Origin of the sequence: Nostoc sp. LPT (genome assembly GCF_017115165.1) — a bacterium.
In the GTDB taxonomy this organism is placed as follows: Bacteria; Cyanobacteriota; Cyanobacteriia; order Cyanobacteriales; family Nostocaceae; genus Nostoc.
In genome coordinates this window covers 1-7,548 of sequence record NZ_JABXKF010000096.1, presented here as the reverse complement: position 1 = coordinate 7,548, position 7,548 = coordinate 1, and the positions used below count along the sequence as shown (strand labels likewise).

Sequence of the window (7,548 nt, the reverse complement as noted above, 5' to 3'; positions counted from 1 at the left end):
AAAATCGCTACACTCCACTATTTCTCATGCTTCCGCCTCCTTGTCACCCCTTCAGCCCTAAAGATTAATCCTAACTTGGCTGAAGTCTATGCTAATCGAAGTGTTGAGCGTTCCAAGTAGAGAGATAAATGTGTAATAGTTTTCATGAATTGGTATAACTGCTTACCCAATAAGTGCGATACCTTCTGTGCAAGACGCTACGCGTAGCTTGCTTCCCCAAAGGGGTACGGTGAGCTACGCTAACGCAACTTCCACTTTTCATTCGCTGATTTCGAGCGGGTAGGGTTTATCTTTATTTAAAGAGAGAGATTAAATCCTATAAACTATACAAAAAAGTAGCTATGGCAAGCGGTGAAGTATTTGATACCAAAACAAAATCCCTATCTGTGCCAAGGGTAAACTTGCTGACCATGTTCCGGCTGGGTTTATTTCAGATGGGGTTGAGCATGATGTCCATTTTGACTCTGGGGGTACTCAACAGAGTCATGATTCAAGAAATAGCAATTCCGGCGACGCTGGTATCAGTAGTTCTAGCACTGCCTTTATTTGTTGCTCCTTCCCGTGTCTGGTTCGGTCAGATTTCCGATGCCAAGCCGTTATGGGGTTCCCACCGCACAGCTTATGTTTGGGTGGGAGCAGCAATATTTGCGATCGCAGCATTTTTAGCTGTACAAGTAATGTGGCAGATGAATCTTGCCGCTACTAGTGCAGGTGGTTGGGCATGGACAACCCAAATAATCGGCTGGACAGCGCTTTTGGCTTTAGTTTTCGCTGTATACGGTCTAGGAATTTGTGCTAGCAGTACTGCTTTTGCTGCTTTGTTGGTCGATATATCTGAAGAAGATAACCGTTCTAAAGTAGTCGGTGTGGTTTGGTCGATGCTAATGGTGGGGATTATTGTTGGGGCGATTATCAGTGGCAGCTTGCTAAAACAGTTAACGCCAGAAGCAACCGTAGAAACCTTGCAGGGAGCGGTCAACAGGTTGTTTACTATCGTCCCAGCAATTGTATTTGGTTTAGCGATCGCAGCCACATTTGGCGTAGAAAAAAAGTACTCTCAATACTTAACCCGTTCCACATTGGTGAACCGGGAAGATAGCATCACTCTAGGCAATGCTTGGAAAATCTTGACAGCTAGCCCACAAACAGGTATATTTTTTACCTTTTTACTGGTGATGACTATCAGTTTGTTTATGCAAGACCCAATTTTGGAACCTTATGCGGGTCAAGTGTTTAAAATGCCCCTAGCGGAAAGTACCAAATTAAATATTTTTTATGGAACGGGTCTACTGATTGCTTACGGCGTTACGGGCTTTTTCATAGTGCCACGATTAGGTAAGCGCAGAACTGCACGTCTAGGCTGTATGTTGGTAGCATTCTGTGCAATATTGCTAGGTATATCAGGATTCACAGCTAATGCAGCAGTTCTCAAACTAGGTTTGGTATTGTTCGGTTTAGCCACAGGTTTCTTAACTACAGCAGCAATTAGCTTGATGTTGGATCTCACAGCAGCGGAAGCCGCAGGTACATTTATTGGAGCATGGGGATTGGCGCAGTCTCTCTCTAGAGGAGTGGCGGTAGTAATCGGAGGTTCAGTTTTGGATATTGGCCGCAAGCTGTTACCGAGTCTAGAGTTAGCTTATGGACTGGTATTCGTTCTAGAAGCCGTGGGAATGGTGGTGTCGATTTGGTTTCTGAATCGGGTGAACGTCACAGAATTTCAAACAAGTACAAAACTTGCGATCGCATCTGTTTTAGAAAGTGATTTAGATTAAGGCTAAAACTAGCACCACTGAGATTAATTCACTCAAACCCGATTCGTGACATCTTTATGCATAAAACAATCTTTTTGTCATCTACCTATTTAATTACGAATTAACGCGGTGTGCAACTTTCTCTCAAACCTAATCCCCAACGCTTTCCCTACATTCCCGCAGCCAAAGACAAGGGGAGTAATATTTAAAGCTTCTCCCCAAAGCAAAGAGGCATGGAAGCGGGGTTTTAAAAAGAAATCGCACATCGCCTGAATTACGAATTAGTAATTATTTGATCAAATTCTCAAATTATAACTACCAAGAATTTGCATTCTGATCGTTAATCTTCACCCAATAGCGCATATTTGGAAGGGGACTGAGATTATCAATTGCATGCGGACTCAGCCCATTAAATTGATCAGCGGCTTGGGCCCAAAAAGTCCATCCTGCCCAACCAAGTGTGCCATCATGAAACTCCGCCATCCTGAATCCAGATAGTTTATAAGCACGTATACCTTCTGTCTCACACAGCTTATCTGCATAATCTGGCGATAGCAAAGACTTACCCACAACGTTAGGAATAGCGAAGACTTCTCCACCAGACCAAGTGTTCTTAGATGCACCACCAGGCGTAATGATAGGGTAAGCATAAGATGGAATCGGATTCTCGGCTAACTCTGGTGATTTGCGAATGCAAAGTAGCGACCGAGCCTCATTTACATCTGTATCACCAGAGTAGGGATCTGTTTGATTATCATACCCAACATGGATGTAGGTTTTTCCGTTAGACAGCACGGCTGCACTACGACTCGTCCAAGTCATGGCTTTCTTAACAAATTGCGGTTGTACCGGAGCCGGGATAACTTTGTCAATTTCTACCTCATCTGAGATGACTCGGTAAATTTCTGCCTGAGCCGGGGATGCAACTGCGATCGCAAATAATCCTAGAGTAGTAGCCAAAGCTAGTTTCTTGAACACAGATAAAAACCTCAATTTTTGTAGATTCAAATTTTGTTGCAAGTGAATATTTTTTGGCAACATGACTATAAGTAGCTTTTAATACCTAAGCTTTTTGGTAAAAGTTAGCTTTTGAATTAAAAGTTCATTTTTTTTAATCGTCAAAATAAATAAGTTTACTCAAAAGAACTTTTATTTAATTACTTTGGAGAGATAAAATAAACCGAATTCAGGTAAAACAGTATTATGGCAACGCGGCTGAATGTGGCAAAATTTCAAACCAGTACAAAACAGATGCGATCGCTTCGATTTTAGAAAGCGATTTAGATTAAACTGTATAGGGCATGGGGCATGGGGCATGGGGCATTGGGCATGGGACAAATGACAAATGACAAATAACCATGAATGATTTTTGGACAACAATTCTTGATTTTGCCCAAACTACCACTACCAGAGTGGGCAAGCAACTAATGCAAGATTTTGGGCAAGTACAGGCTGACCAAAAAGCTGATGGTAGTTTGGTGACGCAAGCAGATAAATGGGCAGATCAGGAAATTCGGGATGCGATCGCTTCTAGTTTCCTTGGCTACGGCATTTTGAGCGAAGAGAGCGATAAGTCATTTCCCGGTACGGAGTGGTGCTGGGTAATTGACCCTCTAGATGGTACAACCAACTTCACACGCGGTATTCCCATCTGGACAATTTCTCTGGGTTTACTGTATCGAGGTACACCCATTTTTGGTTATGTTTACGCACCAACCTTGAATCAAGCTTTTCATGGTTTCTGGGCAGGTTTATCTGGTTTAGCAACACCAACAGGAGCATTTCTCAACAACCACCCCATCCACACTAGTATAGATAGTCCCAGCAACAATCACTTTTTTAACCTCTGTTCCCGCAGCACCGCAGTTATCCAAAACGACTTTCCCTGCAAAATTCGGATGTTGGGTGTGGCTAGCTATAACTTTTTGACAGTTGCTACTGGGGCTACTCTAGGTGGTATTGAAGCGACACCAAAAGTTTGGGATTTAGCCGGGGCTTGGGTAATTGTCCAGGCTGCTGGTGGGGTCTGGTCATCGCTTAAATCAGAACCATTTCCCTTGTCACCGGGAGAAGATTATAGCGATCGCTCTTTTCCCACCCTTGTAGTTAGTCGTCCCGAATTAGTTTCGGTATTTCAACCTTTTCTCAAAGGCATAAAAATTTAATTTGCAGCTCATCCACTTGTAAATAGTGATTTTCTCAACCAGCCTAGTGGACAATACTATACCCGACATTAAACTTAACAAAACCCTAGTCAAACAAAGAATTGAGTATAAATAAAGCTAGTAATAATCCTGGTTTAAGCACAAAACCAGTGTAGTTATTCATTTAAGTAGTGTTGTGGCTTTCATCACACTGGTTAATTTAATATAAATAATTTTATGTTATCTAATCTAGATTTAATTCGAGAGTTTGTGCAAAACTCTATCCAGAAAAAAGACGTTTTGTTGTCAAATCCTGCTTTGACAGCGCAAACAGTATATAAAACTAACCAACTGACAGCAAAATCTGAAGGCGTAATTGCCACTGCTCAAATATCTCACACCCTATCTGAATTCTCGATTTCTCCAAAATCAACCCAGTGGGAATTGATAAATCAGGCATTAGCAGAATATAGTTATATCCTCAAAGGAGAAGTAGATAGTCGGGGTTTCTATCAGTATAAATACTGCGAAGTTCCCAAAGGCTATGAAATGCACTGTACTAAATGTGTCATTCTATGGCGAGCTTGGTGGAAATATTGCAAGTATACTTCAAGACCAGGGATTCGGTTGGAACTTCTGATTAGAACACGAGATTCATGGTATCCAATTAGAGATTTAATTATCAGTGATGGACTTCTCTATATCAAAACCTTGGGAAGTGAGATTGCACTTGGCTCAGACGACTTAGTTACTTGGTTAAGCAAAGTTGATGTAACCAAAATTAAAGAAATACCTTCTACAGAGACATAGGTGTGGGTATGAAGGTACAGATATATGCCTCTATATTTGTAAACATTTTTCAAAGTAGTATGACAACATAATTAGGTAAAGGATATGAAGAGAAATGAAAGGACTTTGGCTCGAAAATAACCAGTTGCAATTACGTACAGATATTCCCCTTCCTGAACCACCACCAGGAGAAGCCTTAGTACGCGTCTTGCGTGCAGGTATCTGTAACACTGACCTGGAACTACTCAGAGGCTACTATCCCTATACTGGTATTTTAGGGCATGAATTTGTCGGCATTGTTGAACGAGGGCCAGAACACTTAGTTAACCAACGCGTAGTTGGAGAAATCAATGCTGTGTGTGGGCATTGTCGGTTTTGTCGTAGTGGACAACCAACTCACTGCGAAAATCGTACAGTTCTGGGTATTGTCAACCGCAACGGGGCCTTTAGTGAATATCTTTGTTTGCCCGTGGAGAACCTGCATCCCGTACCTGATAATGTGCCGACAGAAGTAGCAACATTTACTGAACCTTTAGCAGCAGCTTTGGAAATTCAGCAGCAAGTGCCATTGCATCCAAATGATCGGGTGCTAGTGGTTGGAGATGGCAAACTAGGGCAATTGGTAGCCCAGACACTAGCCCTAACTAGCTGTGAACTCTTAGCTGTGGGGCGTCATCGAGACAAACTGGCTAACTTAGAAACACGGGGGATAAAAACGAGTCTGACCGACGCTGTTACAGATGGATATTTTGATATCTCAGTAGAATGCACCGGCAACCCAGAAGGATTTGCGATTGCCCGCCGCGCCCTACGTCCCCGTGGTACTCTTGTACTGAAAAGTACTTATGCTGGCAACCTCAGCCTAGATGCTTCTTCTTTAGTAGTAGATGAAATCACCCTCATCGGCTCCCGTTGTGGCCCCTTTACTCCGGCTCTCCAGCTACTAGCCACAGGAAAAGTTGACGTGCAACCTCTGATTCATGCCACCTACCCTCTTATTGAAGGGCTTGCAGCTTTTGAACACGCTCAGAGTCGGGGTGTTTTAAAGATATTGTTAGAGATTAGTTAATTGTCATTAGGCATGGGTTATTCCTCTTGTCTCTCTTGTCTCCCTCATCTCTACCAGTCCCCAGTCCCTAATACAGATAAGGATTCGTCTTCGGTTGATAGTCAGAACAATTGATCGCTTCTTCTGTATTGGCAATAGATGGACGTACAGTGCATTTAAGACGGTAATTATCGGTAAAAAATTGACAACCAGTACAGGGGATTTGATGCATTTGCTTGGCTGTAGTTACACTATCTCGCGCCGCCGACCAGAGACTCAAAACGGCGAGAATAGTTACAGTCCAAGCAACGATAAAGCAAATCGGGACTAATAAAGGTTGAATCCCATGAAGAAGAAAAGACATCAGTTCTAACACAGTATGTCCTAATACTAATTAGGAGTTAAAAGTATATTATCTCTTAACCGGAGGCGGAGCGTCTCTGCCTTTGCTCTTAATTCCTAACTATTTCCTTATAAAAGTATAAGTTAAACGCCAGCATGACCCAGTGCTAAACCTGTTACCAGCATTCCCAGAACAAGGAAAGGTTGGGCGCTGGCTTGGTACTTAACATCATTTTTCACGGGGTCACGTAAGAAATACATATCCTGCAAGGTGATTTGCGGGATGATTAACAGTACTAGTATTGCTGCATACAAATTCTCGTGGATGCTGACGAGATAAGCTGCAATCAATCCTTGAAAGACATCAATTGTCACTACACAAATCCATGCTGCGGTGGTGATGCCAAACATTACGGGTAATGAATTTAATCCTAACTGGCGATCGCCTTCTACACTCTTGAAGTCATTGACAATGGCAATACCCAATCCAGCCAAGCTGTAAAACATTGTCAAAATCACAATTGTGGAATTGAGTTCACCAAACAAAGCGTGTCCGGTAGACCAAGGTAGGGTAATGTAGCTTGCACCCAAGGCGTAGCTACCTAGCCAGCCATTTTGCTTGAGTTTCAGGGGAGGTGCAGAATAAATATAGGCGATGAAAGAACCGATAATCGCGATCGCTGTAATTGTCGGAAATTCATGACCAGACCACACATCTAGCACAAATGCCAAACCAATACCAGCAATCAGTAATACCCAAATCTGAATAATTACCTGGGGTAGGGGAATTGCTCCAGAGGGAATGGGGCGATAAGGTTCATTGATGGCATCAATTTCGCGATCGTAGTAATCATTGAGAATTTGGGTGTAACCTGTCATGAATGGCCCAGCCAGTAACATACAGGCTGCTACCTTCAACACATTTTCTAGCGTCCAGGTATAGTTACCAGAAGAAGCCGCACCACAGACTACGCCCCAAATTAGGGGAATCCAGGTAATGGGCTTCATGAGCTGCAAACGAATTTTCCAAATTGAAGTTTCCCCAGGCGCTGCACCTTTCATCCCCAGCATCTGCCTAGTTTTTGCACTGCGATCGGCAGATGTGTTCGCTTGCTCATTGGCATTATTTGCCACTAAGTCTAGTGCTTCAGATGGGTTAGGGTCTGGGGGAATGGGAGTTGATTCTGACATAATTTTTACTAATTAATTGGGCATTGGGAATTGGGCATTGGGCATTGGGGAGCCAGCGCCGTGGTGAGGCAGTCCGGTCTTCTCCCAAGGGGAGACGCCAAGGGCGATGGGGGTTTCCCCCAGGAGGAACTGCCGAAAGGGTTTCCCGACTTGAGGCGACTGGCGTCATTGGGCATTGGGAATTGGAAATTGGGAATTGGGAATTGGGCATTGGTTATTAATTTTTCTCCCTCATCTCCCTCATCTCCCTCATCTCCCTCATCTCCCTCATCTCCCTCAT

The 7,548-nt window shown here is 43.3% G+C and carries 8 protein-coding genes; 4 read left to right on the top strand and 4 right to left on the bottom strand.

The window, feature by feature from the left end; translation table 11 throughout:
* Positions 1-341: 341 nt before the first annotated feature.
* A complete protein-coding gene (locus HWQ58_RS19170; protein ID WP_292865944.1) occupies positions 342-1,775 on the top strand; it encodes a BCD family MFS transporter in 1,434 nt (477 codons plus the stop codon).
* Positions 1,776-2,069: 294 nt separating this feature from the next.
* Here the strand turns inward: HWQ58_RS19170 and HWQ58_RS19165 are convergent, their stop codons facing one another.
* Complete coding sequence (locus HWQ58_RS19165) at positions 2,070-2,732, bottom strand: hypothetical protein (RefSeq protein WP_292865941.1); 663 nt, start codon at positions 2,730-2,732, stop codon at positions 2,070-2,072.
* Between the two features lie 380 nt (positions 2,733-3,112).
* Here HWQ58_RS19165 and HWQ58_RS19160 point away from each other — a divergent pair, with 380 nt between their 5' ends.
* From HWQ58_RS19160 to HWQ58_RS19150, 3 genes are all read left to right on the top strand, one after another.
* Entirely contained in the window at positions 3,113-3,919 is an 807-nt protein-coding gene (locus HWQ58_RS19160) for an inositol monophosphatase family protein (RefSeq protein WP_292865938.1), read from the top strand.
* A gap of 216 nt (positions 3,920-4,135) precedes the next feature.
* The gene (locus HWQ58_RS19155; RefSeq protein ID WP_292865935.1) at positions 4,136-4,708 is read left to right on the top strand and encodes a hypothetical protein; all 573 of its coding nucleotides are present in this window, start codon (positions 4,136-4,138) and stop codon (positions 4,706-4,708) included.
* Positions 4,709-4,802: 94 nt separating this feature from the next.
* On the top strand, positions 4,803-5,756 hold the full coding sequence (locus HWQ58_RS19150; RefSeq protein WP_292865932.1) for an alcohol dehydrogenase catalytic domain-containing protein: 954 nt from the start codon (positions 4,803-4,805) through the stop codon (positions 5,754-5,756).
* A gap of 67 nt (positions 5,757-5,823) precedes the next feature.
* Here HWQ58_RS19150 and HWQ58_RS19145 read toward each other — a convergent pair whose 3' ends face one another.
* From HWQ58_RS19145 to HWQ58_RS19135, 3 genes are all read right to left on the bottom strand, one after another.
* Positions 5,824-6,111 carry a hypothetical protein gene (locus tag HWQ58_RS19145; protein WP_292865929.1) on the bottom strand — a complete coding sequence of 96 codons (288 nt, stop codon included), beginning with the start codon at positions 6,109-6,111 and terminating at the stop codon, positions 5,824-5,826.
* Positions 6,112-6,221: 110 nt separating this feature from the next.
* The gene (chlG, locus tag HWQ58_RS19140) at positions 6,222-7,268 is read right to left on the bottom strand and encodes a chlorophyll synthase ChlG (RefSeq protein ID WP_292865926.1); all 1,047 of its coding nucleotides are present in this window, start codon (positions 7,266-7,268) and stop codon (positions 6,222-6,224) included.
* Between the two features lie 8 nt (positions 7,269-7,276).
* The coding region (locus tag HWQ58_RS19135; protein ID WP_292865923.1) for a hypothetical protein at positions 7,277-7,548 on the bottom strand (272 nt) is incomplete at its 5' end.

Bases quoted from the DNA above. Each gene is read 5' to 3' on its own strand.
- HWQ58_RS19170 (WP_292865944.1), top strand. From the start codon at position 342: ATGGCAAGCGGTGAAGTATTTGATACCAAAACAAAATCCCTATCTGTG.
- HWQ58_RS19160 (WP_292865938.1), top strand. From the start codon at position 3,113: ATGAATGATTTTTGGACAACAATTCTTGATTTTGCCCAAACTACCACT.
- HWQ58_RS19155 (WP_292865935.1), top strand. From the start codon at position 4,136: ATGTTATCTAATCTAGATTTAATTCGAGAGTTTGTGCAAAACTCTATC.
- HWQ58_RS19150 (WP_292865932.1), top strand. From the start codon at position 4,803: ATGAAAGGACTTTGGCTCGAAAATAACCAGTTGCAATTACGTACAGAT.
- chlG (WP_292865926.1), bottom strand. From the start codon at position 7,268: ATGTCAGAATCAACTCCCATTCCCCCAGACCCTAACCCATCTGAAGCA.